We start from the raw sequence: 18,251 nt of genomic DNA, 5'->3' as shown, positions 1-18,251 counted from the left end.
GTAAAACTCCTCAACAATATCCAACCCCTCTTCTCCACCCACTTCAAAACTGGCATTACCATAACCCTGCCGTGCCACATGATCTAACGCCTCCTGATAAAACCCTGCTGCCTTGCTTTTTTCATCCATCTGTTTAGCTGAAGTAATGGCTTCACTTAAGTTCACTCCATCACGTAAGGTCAAGTCCACGTAATAGATCGGGGTACGATAACTCTAAATAATCACTCATAGAGTTGTACATCTATCTTGTGCCAGCAGGCAAAGATCAAGGTAAGAGTGATAAAGCTCTTTAATTTAGATATTTCATCTAAATTGGCGGCAAACCTACGATTTAATTAATCGTTTTTTATTTCAGATTGAATGATCTCTAGTAATATTTAGGTGAAGGTTGCGTCAGTTGAACCAAATAAATAACCATCTGTTTTATATAATTTTTTGTTCATAAAAAATGTAATTTACCCAATACTGTGTTAGTACGATTTTAAAATTAAGTTATTGATAAATAAATATTAAATACTTTAAATTTAATCTTCACCATTCACTCTCGCTATATCTATTACAATGATTTCAATTTGACCAGTTTTTGCTGCTTGGCTACTTTCAATCAACATTTCCTTTAACTGATCAGCGGTAGTAGGGTTAAGTTTTCCCCTACCTCGGCTTTTTAACTTCTTATTGTCAGTCCTTAAGCCAAACCAGAGCACAAGATAGATTCCTCTACCCTCGGCACGCCAGTCTTCTGCATATAGTTTATTGAGCTGATTATCAGCACCTGTCCACAATTCAGGATGCCATTGCCCTTTCACTTCAATTGGTAAACGTAGTTGCCCTACAGTGCATCCTATATCAGCTTCTTTATCATTAGCTTCATGAACTTCCACCTCATAAACTACTTCGTTACTTCCTTGTCGAAGCAATCCTATCAAATGATCTCGACAGCGCTCTTCTTTATATGGTTTAGTATTATCATCATAAAAACCACGCCAAGACTCTGCATCATCACTTCTGATTTTGGATTGAACTACAGCTAGTTCTTCTAGAATAAAAGCTTGTAAATCAGAGATAGACTGAGGGGGTAAATCTTCTGAAATTGCTTTAATTTGTTCAATTGTTGGAGGCGTATATAAACTCTCAACTCGTATTTGTTTTTGTTCATACTGTAAAGTCTTAATTAAATCTGTATAACTATCTTGCTCTGCATTCTTAAGTCGCTCTAATGCTCTAGAAGCTTCATCACTAGGATTTTTAGCTAACTGGGCAACAATCCCCTTAAGGAAGTCAGCAGCATCCCAAGGTTGCCTATCCCCTGAATACACTCCCATAGGATGACCTGCATTAGGATATACAGTCCGAAATGTAGTCATTATCCATTCTAAAAAATTGACACTTAGTTGAAGATTAGCTTTATTTTCTCGATATCTTCCATTTAATCTATCTCTAATAGTCCAAATAAAATCTCTATCAGATAACTCTCTCTGAAATTGTTTTATCGTTTCTTCAAAATCTATAATTAAGCCTATACCAATCCAATTTTTCTTCTGTTCAATATTTTCAAGGTTTATACGTTGTGATAGAAATTTTTTGAGAAAATCAAACTGGCCTGCATAAAGCAAACTATCTATTAATTCTGATTCTGGCTTAAGTGCAATCAATGGGAATTGCTTCATCCATCTTTTAGCTAATTCAATATTGAAATTTTTATACTTCACTCCACTCAGAATATTAGTTAAACCCTGAATATGAGTAAATCTACTTTGAAATAATGGTTCATAAAATAATTGTAGTGCTTCTTCTAAACGTCCACGTATTAGCAATTCATTTTCAATTTCTTCGAATACTTCAGGAATTTTCACATCTTGGTCATATCGACGATTCATTAATGTAAAATAACCAGCAAATAAGCGCTCATTAGGCAAATCACTCAAACCAATATTTTTCCGAACACGCTCTGCTAATGCTACAATGAGGATAAAGCATTCATTATAAACCCTACCTTCTTTTCTAATTTCCAGAATATCTTCAGCATTTACTTTTGGTGCACTATTCGTTAGAAAGTTTTCAAATCCTTCCATACAAATATTTGATATTTCATCCCCTAGCCATGCTGCAATACATTGGTGAGGCGCGGGTTTACTATCGATATCACTAAACATTTTTAAATATGCTTTTGCTGGAGCCAAAATGACCTCATAATTACCATTACGTAATAGTTCGCTATTTTGATGATAAAATTTCTGTTGTTCAGCTTGCTGTTCTTGTTTTTTCTTTTCTCGTTTTTGTGTACGCAAATCTTCTTTAATTGCCCAATTATCCAATTTTCTAATAGAAATTTGCTCTAACCATAGTTTATCTTTTACATTACCCCTAGTAAAAGGTAGAGCTACGTTACGAACCCTCTGACCTATCTCGCTATCATGCCGCACTAACTGAACAATTTCTTTCCAACGCTCATCCCTAGGATTAGTTAAATACATATTCTCTAATAATAAAATAATATCATTTTCATTCGGTATAAGGCCTAATGATGCTTGTGAAAGATCTCTAGATAGATGTCCTATAAGTTTCTCATTAGTAAGTTCAAGAAGCACAAAGCTCTGTATTTTTTGTCTTAATAAGTCATTGTTTCGGAAAAAGTTTTCTACTTCTTTTATTTTTTCATGATAATAACCGTAGCTATAATCAAATACCTCAAGCCATCCCCATAATTTTTCAATTAAAATTTCTTTAAAATTAAGAACTCTTAATATTAAATGAGATAGAAGATTCTTTATTTCATATCTTTCATCATGTTGAAATTTTTTTTCTTCTGACTTTAAATGTTCTACAAAAGTATCAAGAAAATTTTCTATTTGACCATCAGGTAAATCAATTTCGATGAACCAAAGTGGTCCCGAAACAGTTTCTTCAGTTTTTAAGTATAAAAAAGCTAAAGTGGCTATTAGCTTACTATCAATTCTGTTATATCCAATATCTTGTAGTAGCTCTAAAGCTAGTCGAAATGATGATTCATCATTAAATTTAGAGAGAGTAAGATAGATATCCTCCCAAACAATTAGTTGCTTTTGAATTGCTAATGTTTCACCAGCAGCTTTACGAATCGCATATTCTACCTGAGTCTCTAAAACTAACTTCTTTAATACTTCAATAAAATAAGCTGGCAATTGAAATGACTGAATAGATTCAAGTAAAAAAATTCTAAACGTAAAAGAAATCTCATAATTTAAAAGAATATCTTTAATTTGGCTTAAAATAACTGGTGTGGTGAAAGCCCGAATCTGATAACTATTTCGTTTATAAAACCTAGGATTATTTTCCGCTAAGTTTTCTATACTAGACAATAAAACTTTAGCTTGCTCTATTGAAAGATTATCGACATCCCCATACTCTAATATTCCAATTGGATCGAATTTAATTACATCGGAAGCTAAAGTAGGTTCCATAATTAACCATGCGTGCATACCACGTAAATTTGCAGGAACAAGCTCATATGCATGAAAAAAAGATAAAAGACGTTTTCTTTTACGGCTGGTATTTGCATGTTTAATTAGCCATTTAGCACCTAAAAACTCTCCTACTCTACGATGTAGGTAGGTAAAGCGTTCAACACCATTCGCTTTAAATAAGCGAGAACCTATTACATTTTCAATATACTGCCCATTTGTAAGACTTTTTATTTCACTGATTGGCAATTCCCCATCATCAACTTTGTGAAGAGGCTTCCTAGTAATAGCTTCATTTGCTGACAGTATTAAAACTCCAAACGCAGCTCCTGCTACTTCAAGTTCAGTTTCTTTGGATAGTTGTCTTTCTTTCTTCTGTTCAGAATGTTCAATTCTTAATAAATTAACTGCTTGATCGAATAGGTGAGTTAATGTCTCAGGTAGTTGAGTCGATCTAGCAACTTCTGAAATCAAATTTAATGTTTGTGGATTACCCAATAGCCCTTCTAAGCCGAGGTTCACAAAATGGTTCACAACATTCAGCGCTTGCTCATTTCCTATTTTTTCACTTAAGAAATCATGCATATCACTTTGAGAGAAAGGATTTAAATGAAGTTCTAGTGGTTCAATATTATATTGTTCTTTAATTGCTACTATACCAGTAGCACTACGCCAATCTGCTACACGACAAGACAAAACAAACTGTGGATAATCAAGTTCTCCCAATTTTTGTAAAACTAAATCGATACCATCTCCATCCTTAGATGAACTCAATTCATCCAAAGCATCGATTACAAGAACTTTTTTATTATTTAACAAAGTATTAGGTTTATGACGATGGAGTAACTGTCGAGCAGTACAATATGCAAAATTATCCAAGCTTCCTAACCACTCAAGCAGGCAAGATTTTCCCATACCTGCCTCTCCTAAAATAACTAAGGAGTTATCCATATTAGGTAAATCTTCTTGAGTTACTGGCAAATACTCTTTTTCAACTTGATACCACAAGGTTCTTTTAATCATTTATCTGCAAATACCGAATACTAATAATTTTTTAATTGATACTATAATCATACCTTAGCTAAAAAGTTATTTAATTAGGATTTTCTCAAACGTCACAAAATGACGTTCAAAAAATCTGTCTTGATGAACACTCCCCTGTACCATAGTAAGATATTTTCAATCTAGTCTTTTGAATTTATGTAAATTATGTCTTCTCATCTCTTTACCCTCTCAATGCCTCCTGATTTATATATTTTATTAAGTTTCAGAGCCCAGAACCTAACTCATATTGAAAGAATAGATATTATTCTTGAAATAGAACGTTGCCTTCAACAAGACGATAACAAACATATTCATCTTGTTTGGAACACTGGCTTTTCAGATAGTAATTTAGTTATTTGGTCAGAATCATTTGTAGAACGTGTCATTCCATTTAATACAATTCAAAGTTTTTTTAGTTCTGCAAAGTTAGAAAAATATGTTCTACCAGCATATCTTCAAAAAAAAATGAATTCTGATGCAAGTTATATTGTTTTTCCTGAAAAACAATATATTAAATCTATGCTGGGAACATAAGGTCTACAACTAAAATAAATAACAGAACAAGGATAAAACTCCTCAATAATGTCCTGTGCTACTTCACTTCTCACTTCAAAACTGGCTTTGTGATAGAGCTTTATTTTAGATATTTTCATCCAAAAAATATTTCAATTAAAAAATAGGGAGCAGAAGCTCCCCTACTCACGATTAGCTAACTTAGCTTCAATCTATTGATGAATTTCCTAAGCTGACCTAGCAATACGTTTTTGCGAGATCGTGATTTTCTTAGGAAACGTTGGATCATAGTAAGGCGATTTTTTATCCATCATTTCATATATTGTCGAACGACTTACACCTGTAAAGTCTATAACCTTTTTAATACTAATAAGTTGATTCATTTAAAAAGTTTGACCTGTGAACGCATTCATGATGTTTTTCTCCCTATCAGCAATGCGAGCGCAATTACGCTCAAATAATAGTGCCCGCCGTAAGAAAAAACATTCTGCTTTCATCCAATCAATTCACCGATTGAACCGACTGCTGCAACCCCTTCTGAATATCCTGCACATGACTCAGGTTATGTAATGACTGAGATGATTCTTGTTTGGGTTCATCTGTATAAAACTCCTCAACAATATCCAACCCCTCTTCTCCACCCACTTCAAAACTGGCATTACCATAACCCTGCCGTGCCACATGATCTAACGCCTCCTGATAAAACCCTGCTGCCTTGCTTTGTTCATCCATCTGTTTAGCTGAAGCAATGGCTTCACTTAAGTTCACTCCATCACGTAAGGTCAAGTCCACGTAATAGATCGGGGTACGATAACTTTGTGTAGTGCTTTTACCTCTTAAAGTCAGTTGCAATGGCAAGCATGAAAGCAAATCACCTGAAGCTGCATGGTAATAACTTAGCCGTGCTGCCAGTGTCCGAATACTGTTAAAGCCTGTGGTTCTAAAGATGAATGTGCCAAATTCATCCGACTCATCCAAATTCACATAGAGTCTGCCATAGGGTTTGCACAGCCCACCTTGTGCCAGTGGACATAAGTCAGGGGATGGACATGGATGTTGTTCAATCCCATTTTGTCCCAATCGCTGACAAGTTTCTCCATTACCTGAGCAGATCAAGCGTCCAGTCTGACGATCAAATAGGCTGTACTCTGCCCTTAGATTTAGCTCAGGATCGTTAAAGATCATACGGACTGGAATGCTTCTCAATTTTTGATTCTGATTTGGTGCTTTAGCACGTAGTTGTTCATCTAAGGGATGTTTGACCCAGCCATCTTTGTTTTGGATTTGGCTAGTAATAGTAAATTGGTCATCCTTTTCAGGCAGCCGTTTGCCGTTCTTTTCTACGATCTTGCCGATGCTGATACGGCCTAAAACGGGCGGAGTAATTGCTAAACCTTTAATCATGATAATGTCCTCTCGTATTTTCTTACTGATTCACTGCTTTATGTGAAACGTTGGAAATATTGAATAAATTGATGTGATCGATCAGCAAAAGCCCGTCCATATTGTTCTTCCCTCGGGAAGAACAGGGGCGGCTTTTGTCGTTTTTGAATTTGGAGGAATTTTTAAGTCACTTTATCCACCATTCGGATATATCTGAAATCTTCGTGTTCCTGCTTTGATTTGTGGAAATTGCTGTAGATATTCAGGATGCTGTTTCAGTAAAGCTTTGCTGTTTAAGGTCGTTGAGTCTTGTGATTTCTTCCAAGTGACAGAACCGCCTGTAAATACCGCTCGCTCTGCATCTTTCATCAGCATCTGTAATTGATGTTTTAACTCATCAAAATACTGTTGGTGTTGTTCAACTTTATGTCGTTCCTCAAGCAACTGATTAAATAGGTAGTTGGCTTGTTCATTTTGAGTAAGGTCTTCCACCAATAATGGAATCTGTTCTGGGTAAAGCTGTTGTAAAGCTTTGGCTGCTGAATCAGAAGCATCGACACTGGGTGGAATACCCGACTCAACACATTGCCAAAAGTGACGTTCAGCCTTAATGATGTGCTGGATCACAGTTTCATTACGTGTGACTTTAAAGATTTTAGTTTCATGCCCACATATCAAGGTACAGATATGCGCTGCCTGCTTACCTGTCACGGCTAACTGATGTTGTACCTGACACAGCACATATAAAGGCACACCGTCTCGCCATAACTTTGCACCATATTCACCTACGGTTTTACACTCTAAAATCTGAACTTCGTCATTGCCCACCACGGCATAATCTAAATTCGCCAACATAAAGTGTTTGTCGTCATCTGGGTGTTGCAGCACGGCATTCACTCGACGAACTTTGTGATTGGTGTGCATGCTGTAGTATTCCGCCACCAAGGGTTCTAACTGTTTCCCCCAATATAAAGGTGCATAGCCTGCGCTTTCATCTTCGATGTTTTGTTGCATCCGTCCTGTCTTGATCATCCAAAGTTCTAGCATTGACATATAGGGATTGAGTCCACAAGCGGTTGCTGCATCACTGCTGCCAATACCCTGTTTTCTGACTTCTAACCATTGTTGGTAATTTAACTGTTTAGTGTTGGCTAGGCGTTTCGCTGCGGGTGCTTTGGTTTTTCTAGATGTTCGTTTGCTTCTTGTTCCAATCTCAACAGGCTGGATGGATGGGTTAATGTTGGGTAAATAATGTTGTAGCGGTGGATTGTTCAAAGTGTTTTGAATCTGGATATTCGAGTTCATGATTATTCCTGCATTAATATTAAAGTCGGGTAAAAATGGAATTGGCGGCATAAAAAAGCTGCATCCAAAGATGCAGCTCAGTAAAATTCAATTGTGATCATGTTCTGCTTAGGCTAAATCCTTTAAGCAGTTAGTCTAAGGGCTTGTTCTAACGCACGTTGTTTAATGGCTGCACCTGCGCCAAACCAAGCTGAATCTAAACGATGATCTGTGCTCATAGCACGTCTTTCATGATCAACAAACTCCGTCATAGAACAAAGCAATCCATAAGCAGTATCCTTGGCTGAGCTAAGTTCAGCCCCTCGCCCATGTCCATTGAACATGGTCATCACTTTTGACATGGCACGTCCATTGGGTTCAGTTTTATTGTCGGCTTTGGATGGGCTTGTTTGATTCGGCATGGCTGCATTTCGATAAAACTGAATAATGCTTTCATCCTGTTCAGCCATACTGAGATTGGTATTGTTAAACACCGCATCAAAGTAGGCTGCTGCTTCCTGTTGAGTGACTTTACGCTGACTCAGTAGTTTCATTTCATACATGTGTTCATCCCATGCACGCACTGAAATACCGAGTTGCTGTTTAACTTTGTCTGCATCAAACTTGGTACTGTGTGGAACTTTCACCACACCAACATTGTCTTGCTGTCCTTTCAAGGCAATCGCCAAAGTGTTGTTGCAGACGACTCGAATGCTGGTGAATTGTGCGGTAGTTGCCAGAGTTCCATCACAAGCGGTTGCCAATAAAATGTAGCCATTACTGACATCTTTGCCCTTGAGTGCTGAAGTCTGTCCTGTTTTTGCTAAGGCCCAGAATTTCTTTCCGCCTTTGAGTACGCCTGCGGTTTCCAATTTAAAGCCCGATTGTTCAGTCAGGTCTTTGTAGAAATGTAGAATTTCCATTGGCTGAACTTCCTGAAAACGTTGGCTCACTACCGATAGCGGTGCATGGGTATCTGATCGATACAAAACCCGTTGTTCTTCAAATGGCAAGATGATGCTTTGCCCACGTTCATTTTGTGCCATATAGCTGACATCGGAGGATTCAATTCGCCAATCCATACCCGCTTGTTGTGCCCATACTTCTAATGGTTGATTTTGGGTTAGTTGATTACCTAAACCATGCCAAGGTGTTTGACCAACGAATGCCATTGTTTCGACTAAATGTGCCATAAATTTTCCTTGAATAGATCAATCTTGAATTGTTTCAATTTCAGATTTGGTGCATAAAAAAAGGCCTGCTGGGGGAGCAGACCAAAGTGAGAAGTCATTGAGATGCATGTGAATGCATTCATTCACTTAGATGGTATATATCTGAAATTTATTCTATTTCTGGTATTGTTTATTTCTAAGAAAGCTTAGCTCACACTTAGTATTATTAGTGGGTACAAATAAGCCAAAATTAACTTAAGGGGATATAAGATTGGAACACCAAACTAAAAAACTTGCTGTATTAATTGATGCCGATAATTCTTCAGTAAATTCAATTAGTCCCATATTAGAAGAGATTGCCAAGTATGGTATTGCAAGTGTCAAACGAGTTTATGGAGACTGGAGTAAAGATGTTCTAAATAAATGGCGAGATATTCTTTTGCCTAATGCAATAACGCCAGTACAGCAGTTTGCTTATACTGTCGGCAAAGATGCTACCGACATGGGACTGATCATTGATGCAATGGATCTTTTGTATAGCGGTGCTTTAGATGGTTTCTGTATTATTTCTAGTGACAGCGACTTCACCCCATTAGCTTCAAGAATCAGAGAAAGTGGTCTTGTGGTTTATGGGTTTGGCAGAAAGCAAACACCAGAAGCATTTAGAAAGGCGTGTGATAAGTTCATCTACGTTGAAAACTTAACAGATGAAGAGAAAGTTTTAACTGAGAGCAAAGACACTATTGTGGAAAAAGAAAATAATAATGTTAAAAGCATCATAGACAAGGATACTTCACAACAAGTCGACCGCCCTACTCTCAATTTAATTTACAAGGCAGTCAAAGACAATTCAGATGAAAATGGCTGGGCCAACCTCTCTGAAGTGGGTCAATACATTAATAACGTTCGCCCTGATTTTGATTCTCGTAATTATGGACGAGCTAAACTTTCAGGCTTAATAAAAATGCTCAATCTGTTTGAAACAAGAATAGAAGGCAGCCAAATGTTCCTCAAAAAGTTAAAAAACAATAAGGTTTCTAATACTGATAATAAATCAACCTAACTCACCATCTAACATTTAAAGTGATTTGACGTCCCCTAAAGCAAACATTATCATTCACTTGCTGGCCTACATTGCCAGTCGGTTTTGACAGACCGTTCAGCCAAAGCACACTAAAAGGTTAATCTTTTTGGTGGGCGACCCTGCGTGTCCCCTCTGCGGCGGAACGGGAGGGGGACACCTTCGGGTGTGCTGATCCTTTGGCTATCAGTCTGTCAACCCTCTTTCGTTTCGCCACCATTATTTGACAGTGATGCGGTGAAACTTCTTTATAGCCAAAGGAGTCAACCATGACTAATCTCTATTCTTATTTTCGGGCATCGGCCCTATCCTTCATTGATAAAACCCAAAACACTAAATTATTGAGCTATCAGGTTTTTAGTATTAAAGCGCTCAACTCATAACAAGACGTTTGGTACATCACAATTTCAGCTTTCAGCCCTATCTATTGATTCAGGTCAGATTTGTGCTGCCATAAAAAAGAGATTCACTATCGCTGTGAATAAGAACAAAAGCTGCTTTGTGTTGTGAGGTTGAGCATGTTTGAACACTGACAGTAAATACTCATCAAGATCAATTTACCTGTAGGTCTAACATCTCTCCAATACATAAAATAAGGACACGAATATGAAAGGCAAGATTTTAGATTTCACGATTCAAACCAATATGGGAATTATTCTGGGTAATGACCAAAAACGTTATAACTTTGTAGGTAGTGAATGGAAAGAACAGCAAGCACCTGTTCGAGGCAATGAAGTTGACTTTGATGTAAATACTGAAGGTCAAGCTACAGGTATCTACCTTGATTTCATGACTGTACCTAAAACTCCACAACAAACTAAAACGCCAATACCCTCTTCAACTTTCGCTAATAGCAATCCAAATGATTCAACAAAAGCAACCACCAACAGCATTGAAAGTATCCTTACAGATTATCAACAAGCCATTTTGACCTGCTTTAAAAAGTTTGCAGATTTTAAGGGCCGTGCTAGACGCAGTGAGTTTTGGTATTTCGAGCTGTTTTGTGTACTGATGAGCCTAGCCTTTAGCTTTATCAGTGAAGATGCCGCAACCATCGTCATGATAATCACATTCATACCCAATATTGCAGTCAGTGTCAGACGTTTACATGACATTGGGCGTTCAGGTTGGTGGATGTTAATCGCACTTGTGCCGATTGTAGGAATACTTTTGTTGCTCTTCTGGGCTGCTCAAGAAGGCGAACCTACAACAAATGCCTATGGTGAATCACCTAAAGCCTAGTCAATAACAATCATTCCACCGTATCTAAATAAGAATCTGTACATCCATGCCTGCACAGCCCATGCATGTACACGTTTTAGGAATCATCATGAATAAAAAAATTATCATTACCTTAATGGCAGCTTGTTTAATGCAAGCTTGTACTAAAAATGAATCTACAGAAAACGCATCATCAAATAGCGCTCAAACAGAAGCTATTAACGCCAATACATCTGACTCCCAAAAGTTTATTGATCAAGGCAAAAATGATATTGCAACCTATGGTAAAGAGACCTTGCAATACCTTCTTGATCAGAAATACCCTGATCGCTATACCGCCTTTTCAGTTGATAATGTTAAGTTCCTACGTCAGCAATCAGAAGACCTTTTTCTTTATACATGGAACATCCGTTTTTTAGACAATCAATCGGATGATGTCTATGGCTGCGATAGCCAACAACTATCATGGAGCAAGCGAAGCTCTGATATTGAATCTACGTTAAACGAAGAGTGTTTTAATATCATTGAGCGTGGCAATGCCCCTGCAAGTCAAAATGAAACCACTTCGACAATTCCTGCAACCTCTCCAGTTAAAATTGCATTAGAACAAAATCCACATCACTCATTTATAACAATGATCAAAATTCAATCACTCGTTGATGATGTATCCATTTCAAATGTCACAGTTAATCGTGGCAACTGTCCTTTATTGCAAAAAATAAATAATCCGATACGACTTGGTTTTGGACAAATGATGTCAGTGGATACAAGCAACTGTGGTAGAAATAAAATTATTGAAGTGGTTGTATCTACCAATCAAGGGGAATGGAAGTTTGGTTCATAAGTATCGGAATGATTTAAATTACTTCAATACATGAGTTTAAGAATTGTCAGCATGATGCATGGTTTAGGGAGGTAACGCCTCCCTAGTTTATGTGTTCTGCATTAGTAAAAAGATTGTCCACAATGCTGGCATTGAAAACGAGATTGCACATTTTGAGTTGAAGCAGAACCAAATACTGAACCTAACAAACCACCGACTACGGCTCCTGCAATCCCTCCAACCAATGGAGATACGGGCAAGGTTTTTGATAACGCTGCACCCATCGTGGCAAATGATGCTGATGATGCCAGACTCTGATTGCTTCCCTGTGAACTGCTATTTTGCACAACACGGATCACATGCTCTGAATGGCAATATGGACAATTGACTTGCATAAGATATACCTCTGGAATAAGTAAGGCTTACCACGGAGATAAGCCAATAAAGAGAAGATGTTTCTCATCTAGATGGTATATAACTGTTTATGATTTCAATTAATGCTGTGACATACCAAAGGTACGCATCCTCCTAGAGCTCTTCACACGGAGATATTGTTCCTTTTCAGGCCGTGCCAAATAAGATAGCGTTGAACGCATCTTATTTGCTTGATAAGGTAAATTGCTAAAGATCACTCCAATGCTAACAATCCCCTTCTCTTCATATTGTTTTAGGTATCTACGATCATGGCAATTAAAATAGCTTCCTTTACCACCCGTAGTATCTTCCCAAAATTCACCTACGGCTTTGGCTATACTCCATGCACTCGTGCGCTTACGTTCATCAAAAACTAAAGCCACATGGCAATGGTAGCCTTTCCTTTCCCCCTGCTCTAATGCCCATACCAGAAGTAATACGTCATCGCCATATTCAGAACGATTTATTCTTCTACGTAGTTTTTCTAAATCATGATCAATCTGTTCGATATCAGGACTGACTGTATAGGCTAAATCAACTCGTACAACTAACAATGCAGAATACTCCCTCTGCAAATCGCGTAACCGATCCTCTAACTTATTAGCATTTAATCTTTCGTTATAACGATGCTGCCGAATTTCATTCAGATGGTCAGCTCTAGCTCTATTGAAATACCTTTGCCAGCCTCTAAATGAAGTTTGCTTTAGACGGTTGTAGAGGGAACTTGATGTTTCATATTTCAGATCATAGTCATACAACAGATTACAAAATTGATCGATTAAACATGAGTAGCTAAAGTCAGGGTTATAGATTTCATGGAAATCAAAAAGCAGGTCGCAGAAGGTTTGATAGAATGATCGGAGTTGTCGTGTTGAATCCATACCTGATTGAACAAACCTTTCAATATCTATCAATAGTGATGCTTCATTAATTTGTTTTTGGTTAGGTTCAACTTTCATGTTCACTTACCTGTAGTTGTTTAGGACTACATGAAGTGACTACTGTGTAATTAATTACCTAAAGGCTTTAACATTATGTTTAGGTAGTATGAATTATGCTTTAAGATAATAAGTAGGTTTGAATTAGATAGATAACATAGTTGTTTAAGTAGAGGTGTTATGGAGTTAGATTAACTATTAACTATGTCATTACACCTAGCCGATACCACCTACAAGTAATACGATTTCCTATATAAGATCGATAGTTCAATATATTCATTTATAATGTAGTGGTAGTTTTTCTTGTATGATGAGTTGCTTACTTCATGTCAAGTTATCCGATGCCTAATCACCTTGCCAGTTATATTCATCTCCATTAAAATTGAATAGGAGAAAGAACAACAAAGCAAACACAACTCCTCCCATCTCTTACAGAAATTCGGCATGGGATTACCTGTACAAACTGATAGTATCGCCCTAGTATACCCTACTCGAAGCTTATAAAAAAATAATGGGAAATCAACTGAAATCTCCCTAGAAACACCCCCAAAACTCCTTCTACATTTAGCTAAACTGCATGTAAAGCTTACTGTAAAAGAGATCGACTATGTACCACAACACAGCCCAGAAAGAACTAAAACAATTCATTAAACAATGTTCCGATACAGATATGATCGGAGTTCTACATGTAATTAATAAAAAACATGAAGAACGACATACTAGACAAGAGATTCCGGACATGGATACAGCTTTAGTCCAATTAGATATTCAGACTTTAAACACTCTGAATAATACTGATGAGATAAAGACTAAGGCTTTAAGATTATGTGATCACATTAATGAAAGAGAAGCTTCCGATTTAATGAGTAATTTAAAATCCTTTCTAAGCACACTATCAATACGAGGAAGAGACCTTTCAAAATACGAGAAAAACAAACGCTTATTATATTTTGCACTTAACCAAATTAAACATAATGAGAGTCGATATAATACTTTCAGTGAAATACATAATGAATATTTTAGGTTCCTCTATACGATATTCATGCTACCCAACTATTATGAATCTAACCGCTCTCTTGATAATCTGGAAGCAAGCTTCAGCAAAATAATAAGCAAGCAACCATTACACTTTAAAAACTTCGATAGTGATAGTTTTTACCTATGGGCTAAAGGCTATATGGATCAAGATAAGGAAAACGGCAGAGTGCACAATAGTAACAGCTATAATCCGTTGACCCCCAAAGAGTATAGTATTGTCATTAATGCTATCTTTGATAGCCTGTTAGATAAAGATGCTAACATCTACAAAGCAATAAAAATTCAGTTATCAAATGCTTGGTATCAAAAAAGGCATAGAGAAAAAAACAAGGGGCGAAAACATCATTACTATCTGACCGATAAAGCTCTTCTTAGCTTAGAAATATTGGCGAAGAAGCATGATATTACCAAAGAAAAGATGATAGAAAGCCTAATCAATGAGCGCTACACTAAAGAGTGCATGGGCAATAGCGGCAATCATCTTTACTCCGTATAGAATCTTGAAGCTTGTACATTCATGGGTAGGAGTCTCTCCCACCCATTACAGGGAGCAGTCCATTAAAATGTCTAAACAACGTTAGTGACATAGAAACTACCCTTTGATCTCTTCAAGCACATCTAGTAGCTTCTTGGATAAATCTGGATGGTAATGAAAAAAAGTTGCTATATCTGGAGCAATAAAACCATGTTTCGGTTGCTTTACATGTTCGTTAACATAATCGCGAATGAAAAAGTATAAATTTTTGATTCTGTTATAACTGTCTTTTACGCTCCTAGCAGAGATGACAAAACCATATTGTTGAAGCATGATTTCTTCAGCTCTGGCGCTACAGCTATCATCATTCTTCACAGCCCCATAAATTGGATTATCAAGCTCGAACTCTTTCTCACCAATCAGATTCCAAGTTCCAAACCTACTGACCCACGTACCTTTAAAGTCTGAGAATATACTATTATGGCATAGGTCTTTACCAATCGATTTAATGTAGTTTTGTACTTGCAGCCTATCCATTACGTCCACACTGTTATGAATGCGAATGAAGTCCCCTATGCTGTTTAAAAGATCCTGAGATTTATGATAGTAGGCTTCTCTTCTTAGTTTAGCTCTTTCAGGAATATCATTAGGTGTCTCTTTCATGATTAAATTCTTAACATCAACCTTCCAATATAATCGCTTTCGCAGCATTTCAAACTCGATAAATAATAATGCCCTCAAGAAGACATGCTCATTACCAATTTCATCATAGTGAGCTTGCAATGTATCTTTGCTACTATTTAGTATTTTTAATTTTATTAGCCTTCTATAGACATGGCAGGCGATATTGCCACCTAAATCAAACGTTAACATTTGAGCGACTAACCTAAAACTAACTGCGTAGGATGCTTGAGCTATGCCTGATTCTCGGGTCAGCATATAGACATCCTTAATAAAACTGTCATCAAGCATTTCTGTTTGTTTCATTTCATTCATTAGACCATCTGATGCTTTTTCAAACATCTGTCTATTAATGTATTTACGGGCTTCGTGTTTCTGCCTTATTGTTAATGACTCAGGTAAATCCCATTCATGAGCTACGTTATAGGTAGCCAATATCTCCACCCCACATAACAAATAGTGTCTATACGCCTCAGCTTGCTGACCAGTTAGCCTCTTGTCTGCAATCAATCTTCCAACTAAATCATTTAGCTTCCCATAAATGCTTACTTTCTCTGTTGTTATTGTTGAAAGTGACACTAGGTCATAGAAGTATAAGAAGTCTACAATCTCAAGAGCTGTGTTCTGAACATCATTAAGCTTTGGCATAAATAATTAGTCTAGTGTCAAAAAAAGGAGTTCCAATTTTGTAATTTTCGCCACTCTTTCCATTTTTTACAATGCTCCATAAGCGATCTTGAAAAATATTCACGTAGCGACGAGATATTTCAAAGCCATACGTTAAGTCATTGTACAAATATAGGAGTCTCACAATGTACGAGCTAAAGACAATTGATTACCTATTTTTAAAGTATCGAACTCCTCACATCAAGTTGGAAGACATTACCAAAGAGTTTTATCCACATCTATGTAAGGAAAGGGTTTTAGAAAAGGCTCGCCAGCAGAAATTCCCATTTGCCTGTTTTCGCCTTGATGATAGCCAAAAAGCTCCTTTTTTTGTCCGTCTCGAAGAGCTTGCAAATGCCTTTGATGAGATTTACCGTCAGAGCCACTCCATCTTCCAAAACACGATGCAAAAAACAATCAAAACTTCATAAGTAGAGATAGTGACATGTTTACAACTTTCGAGAGCAAATTTACAAACACCTTCGAAGAATTAACTTTTACTAGTAAAACAAATTCACCAATATTCGTAATTATCAGTATTAGTGAGGTAGCATAGGATGGGAGTTACACATAACTTTAATATTGATCGTAGAGTTCGAGCAAAAGAGTTTATGACACTGCTTTCTATTGGCAGAACCAAATTTTATCGAATGATTAAAAAAGGTGAAATTCCACAGCCAATCAGAGTTAGCGAGAAAGAAGTCTTTTGGCACGAATCAAGTGTTAAAAAAGTTGTAGAAAAACATAAGTAAAATTCTGATATGATAGCCTGCTAAACGCAGGCTTTCTTTTTAAATTAAGAGCCTTTTAAAACGGGTAACAAAACGGGTAACTCGGAAAAACCATAGAATTTAATTATTCTTTTTCAAAAGGTTGAGATGAATAAGATTGTTGTAAAAAAACATAATGGTGGCACGATTGCTCAAAATAAAAGAGCACGTCACGATTACTTTATCGAAGAAAAATTTGAAGCAGGCATGTCCCTCCAAGGTTGGGAGGTTAAGTCCTTGCGTGCTGGACGTATGACGCTTTCTGAAAGTTATGTCATCTTTAAAAATGGTGAAGCCTTCTTATTCGGTTCACAAATCCAGCCATTATTATCGGCATCAACGCATGTGGTTCCTGAATCGACACGAACACGTAAGTTATTGCTTTCTCGTCGCGAACTAGAAAAACTTTTGGGTGCCGTCAATCAAAAAGGCTATTCATGTGTACCTTTAGCATGCTATTGGAAAGGTCATTTGGTTAAACTAGAAATCGCACTTGTTAAAGGGAAGCAATTACACGACAAACGTGCAACTGAAAAAGATCGTGATTGGCAACGTGATAAAGCGAGAATGTTGCATAAGTGATTTTATAATTTTGAACGCTTTCCATATTTGGAAAGCGTTGCTTTTTTATACGTTAAAAATTATTTTATTATTTTATCACATTACTAAAGACGAGCATCAATCCAATAATCGTACAATTTAAAACCCTTATTGATGACTTTTGTAAATTTTTCATATATTTCTACACTTATTTCTTCATCAAAAAAAGCTGATTCAGCACCAGAACTCAGTTCACGCAAATATTCTTCCAGTTCTCGTGCCAAGCTTACTTTTTCGGCTCGATATGAATCCAGTGACATGATATTTTCCGTCTCATATTGTGCAATTAATTGCTCAAGTTCAGGTAGTTTTTGCAATACATGCGCTAATGACTCATATAATACTGTCGTATAATGCTCTTGTCTTTCATCTTTAAATAATTCATATACATCTTGTTCAAAAATTCTATTTTGTTGAATATAAATACGATAACATAATGGAATTTCTTTAAGATCTATCTTTATTTTAAAAGAACTCAATCTGATTTGATCAATCAAATTCATCTTATGATCAGCTCGCCCATTTTTATTTTTCCTATTTTTATATCTTAAAAACTCTATACGCAATTTATCCCTAAAAGTATCAACATTATAAATATTTTGATCTGTTTCCATATTATTACCTAAAACTATTAGACTTCTTTCATAAGTCATTTTTTACTCAGTTCTAAATTATAGATTCCAGCAATTAAATTGAATCTTAATCCTA

The 18,251-nt window shown here is 36.6% G+C and carries 17 protein-coding genes and 1 pseudogene; 8 read left to right on the top strand and 10 right to left on the bottom strand.

The genetic code is table 11. The features are described 5' to 3' along the window. Both CDG56_RS14255 and CDG56_RS14250 read right to left on the bottom strand, forming a co-directional pair. Positions 1 to 213, bottom strand: a pseudogene (locus tag CDG56_RS14255) (hypothetical protein); the annotation flags it as partial. 311 nt (positions 214 to 524) lie between these two features. Then, positions 525 to 4,463: an NACHT domain-containing protein gene (locus tag CDG56_RS14250; protein ID WP_087548265.1), complete on the bottom strand. Its 3,939-nt coding sequence runs from the start codon at positions 4,461 to 4,463 to the stop codon at positions 525 to 527. A 186-nt stretch (positions 4,464 to 4,649) separates the two neighbouring features. On the opposite strand from CDG56_RS14250, the gene CDG56_RS14245 reads away from it, so the two are divergent. Continuing rightward, positions 4,650 to 5,018, top strand: a complete 369-nt coding sequence (locus tag CDG56_RS14245; RefSeq protein WP_087548264.1) for a hypothetical protein — start codon at positions 4,650 to 4,652, stop codon at positions 5,016 to 5,018. Positions 5,019 to 5,224: 206 nt separating this feature from the next. Here CDG56_RS14245 and CDG56_RS14240 read toward each other — a convergent pair whose 3' ends face one another. The 4 genes from CDG56_RS14240 to CDG56_RS14225 form a co-directional block, all read right to left on the bottom strand. Beyond that, the gene (locus tag CDG56_RS14240) at positions 5,225 to 5,380 is read right to left on the bottom strand and encodes a helix-turn-helix transcriptional regulator (RefSeq protein ID WP_227519078.1); all 156 of its coding nucleotides are present in this window, start codon (positions 5,378 to 5,380) and stop codon (positions 5,225 to 5,227) included. Positions 5,381 to 5,498: 118 nt separating this feature from the next. Further along, positions 5,499 to 6,401, bottom strand: a complete 903-nt coding sequence (locus CDG56_RS14235) for a hydrolase or metal-binding protein (protein ID WP_087548263.1) — start codon at positions 6,399 to 6,401, stop codon at positions 5,499 to 5,501. A 171-nt stretch (positions 6,402 to 6,572) separates the two neighbouring features. Beyond that, positions 6,573 to 7,685 (bottom strand): YqaJ viral recombinase family protein, encoded by a 1,113-nt coding sequence (locus tag CDG56_RS14230; RefSeq protein ID WP_087548262.1) that lies wholly within the window; start codon positions 7,683 to 7,685, stop codon positions 6,573 to 6,575. Between the two features lie 122 nt (positions 7,686 to 7,807). Beyond that, a complete protein-coding gene (locus CDG56_RS14225; protein ID WP_087548261.1) occupies positions 7,808 to 8,857 on the bottom strand; it encodes a DUF932 domain-containing protein in 1,050 nt (349 codons plus the stop codon). A 250-nt stretch (positions 8,858 to 9,107) separates the two neighbouring features. On the opposite strand from CDG56_RS14225, the gene CDG56_RS14220 reads away from it, so the two are divergent. The 3 genes from CDG56_RS14220 to CDG56_RS14205 all read left to right on the top strand — a co-directional run bounded on the left by CDG56_RS14220 (position 9,108) and on the right by CDG56_RS14205 (position 11,982). Then, complete coding sequence (locus CDG56_RS14220; protein WP_087548260.1) at positions 9,108 to 9,899, top strand: NYN domain-containing protein; 792 nt, start codon at positions 9,108 to 9,110, stop codon at positions 9,897 to 9,899. A gap of 624 nt (positions 9,900 to 10,523) precedes the next feature. Further along, a complete protein-coding gene (locus CDG56_RS14210; protein ID WP_087548259.1) occupies positions 10,524 to 11,159 on the top strand; it encodes a DUF805 domain-containing protein in 636 nt (211 codons plus the stop codon). Positions 11,160 to 11,247: 88 nt separating this feature from the next. Next, the gene (locus CDG56_RS14205; RefSeq protein ID WP_087548258.1) at positions 11,248 to 11,982 is read left to right on the top strand and encodes a hypothetical protein; all 735 of its coding nucleotides are present in this window, start codon (positions 11,248 to 11,250) and stop codon (positions 11,980 to 11,982) included. A 101-nt stretch (positions 11,983 to 12,083) separates the two neighbouring features. On the opposite strand, the gene CDG56_RS14200 is transcribed toward CDG56_RS14205, so the two are convergent. After that, entirely contained in the window at positions 12,084 to 12,356 is a 273-nt protein-coding gene (locus CDG56_RS14200; protein WP_087548257.1) for a hypothetical protein, read from the bottom strand. Positions 12,357 to 12,455: 99 nt separating this feature from the next. Beyond that, a complete protein-coding gene (locus CDG56_RS14195; protein ID WP_087548256.1) occupies positions 12,456 to 13,334 on the bottom strand; it encodes an inovirus-type Gp2 protein in 879 nt (292 codons plus the stop codon). A 718-nt stretch (positions 13,335 to 14,052) separates the two neighbouring features. Between CDG56_RS14195 and CDG56_RS14190 the strand changes: the two genes are divergently transcribed. Continuing rightward, complete coding sequence (locus CDG56_RS14190; RefSeq protein ID WP_227519077.1) at positions 14,053 to 14,847, top strand: hypothetical protein; 795 nt, start codon at positions 14,053 to 14,055, stop codon at positions 14,845 to 14,847. A 96-nt stretch (positions 14,848 to 14,943) separates the two neighbouring features. On the opposite strand, the gene CDG56_RS14185 is transcribed toward CDG56_RS14190, so the two are convergent. Continuing rightward, positions 14,944 to 16,155: a hypothetical protein gene (locus CDG56_RS14185; RefSeq protein WP_087548254.1), complete on the bottom strand. Its 1,212-nt coding sequence runs from the start codon at positions 16,153 to 16,155 to the stop codon at positions 14,944 to 14,946. Positions 16,156 to 16,319: 164 nt separating this feature from the next. On the opposite strand from CDG56_RS14185, the gene CDG56_RS14180 reads away from it, so the two are divergent. From CDG56_RS14180 to smpB, 3 genes are all read left to right on the top strand, one after another. Continuing rightward, complete coding sequence (locus tag CDG56_RS14180) at positions 16,320 to 16,604, top strand: pyocin activator PrtN family protein (protein ID WP_087548253.1); 285 nt, start codon at positions 16,320 to 16,322, stop codon at positions 16,602 to 16,604. A 126-nt stretch (positions 16,605 to 16,730) separates the two neighbouring features. Then, entirely contained in the window at positions 16,731 to 16,925 is a 195-nt protein-coding gene (locus tag CDG56_RS14175) for a helix-turn-helix transcriptional regulator (RefSeq protein WP_087548252.1), read from the top strand. A gap of 126 nt (positions 16,926 to 17,051) precedes the next feature. Further along, positions 17,052 to 17,525: an SsrA-binding protein SmpB gene (gene smpB / locus CDG56_RS14170; RefSeq protein WP_005217924.1), complete on the top strand. Its 474-nt coding sequence runs from the start codon at positions 17,052 to 17,054 to the stop codon at positions 17,523 to 17,525. Between the two features lie 83 nt (positions 17,526 to 17,608). Here smpB and CDG56_RS14165 read toward each other — a convergent pair whose 3' ends face one another. After that, positions 17,609 to 18,157, bottom strand: a complete 549-nt coding sequence (locus CDG56_RS14165) for a hypothetical protein (protein WP_087548251.1) — start codon at positions 18,155 to 18,157, stop codon at positions 17,609 to 17,611. Positions 18,158 to 18,251 lie beyond the last annotated feature (94 nt).

The sequence above is a fragment of the Acinetobacter sp. WCHA39 genome, assembly GCF_002165385.1.
GTDB lineage: Bacteria > Pseudomonadota > Gammaproteobacteria > Pseudomonadales > Moraxellaceae > Acinetobacter.
Note: the sequence above shows the minus strand (reverse complement) of the source record. Positions and strands in the feature narration are given on the sequence as shown.

Excerpts from the sequence above, each read along its gene's own strand:
- CDG56_RS14250 (WP_087548265.1), bottom strand. The coding sequence starts at position 4,463 with ATGATTAAAAGAACCTTGTGGTATCAAGTTGAAAAAGAGTATTTGCCA.
- CDG56_RS14245 (WP_087548264.1), top strand. The coding sequence starts at position 4,650 with ATGTCTTCTCATCTCTTTACCCTCTCAATGCCTCCTGATTTATATATT.
- CDG56_RS14240 (WP_227519078.1), bottom strand. The coding sequence starts at position 5,380 with ATGAATCAACTTATTAGTATTAAAAAGGTTATAGACTTTACAGGTGTA.
- CDG56_RS14235 (WP_087548263.1), bottom strand. The coding sequence starts at position 6,401 with ATGATTAAAGGTTTAGCAATTACTCCGCCCGTTTTAGGCCGTATCAGC.
- CDG56_RS14230 (WP_087548262.1), bottom strand. The coding sequence starts at position 7,685 with ATGAACTCGAATATCCAGATTCAAAACACTTTGAACAATCCACCGCTA.
- CDG56_RS14225 (WP_087548261.1), bottom strand. The coding sequence starts at position 8,857 with ATGGCACATTTAGTCGAAACAATGGCATTCGTTGGTCAAACACCTTGG.
- CDG56_RS14210 (WP_087548259.1), top strand. The coding sequence starts at position 10,524 with ATGAAAGGCAAGATTTTAGATTTCACGATTCAAACCAATATGGGAATT.
- CDG56_RS14205 (WP_087548258.1), top strand. The coding sequence starts at position 11,248 with ATGAATAAAAAAATTATCATTACCTTAATGGCAGCTTGTTTAATGCAA.
- CDG56_RS14200 (WP_087548257.1), bottom strand. The coding sequence starts at position 12,356 with ATGCAAGTCAATTGTCCATATTGCCATTCAGAGCATGTGATCCGTGTT.
- CDG56_RS14195 (WP_087548256.1), bottom strand. The coding sequence starts at position 13,334 with ATGAAAGTTGAACCTAACCAAAAACAAATTAATGAAGCATCACTATTG.
- CDG56_RS14190 (WP_227519077.1), top strand. The coding sequence starts at position 14,053 with ATGGATACAGCTTTAGTCCAATTAGATATTCAGACTTTAAACACTCTG.
- CDG56_RS14185 (WP_087548254.1), bottom strand. The coding sequence starts at position 16,155 with ATGCCAAAGCTTAATGATGTTCAGAACACAGCTCTTGAGATTGTAGAC.
- CDG56_RS14180 (WP_087548253.1), top strand. The coding sequence starts at position 16,320 with ATGTACGAGCTAAAGACAATTGATTACCTATTTTTAAAGTATCGAACT.
- CDG56_RS14175 (WP_087548252.1), top strand. The coding sequence starts at position 16,731 with ATGGGAGTTACACATAACTTTAATATTGATCGTAGAGTTCGAGCAAAA.
- smpB (WP_005217924.1), top strand. The coding sequence starts at position 17,052 with ATGAATAAGATTGTTGTAAAAAAACATAATGGTGGCACGATTGCTCAA.
- CDG56_RS14165 (WP_087548251.1), bottom strand. The coding sequence starts at position 18,157 with ATGGAAACAGATCAAAATATTTATAATGTTGATACTTTTAGGGATAAA.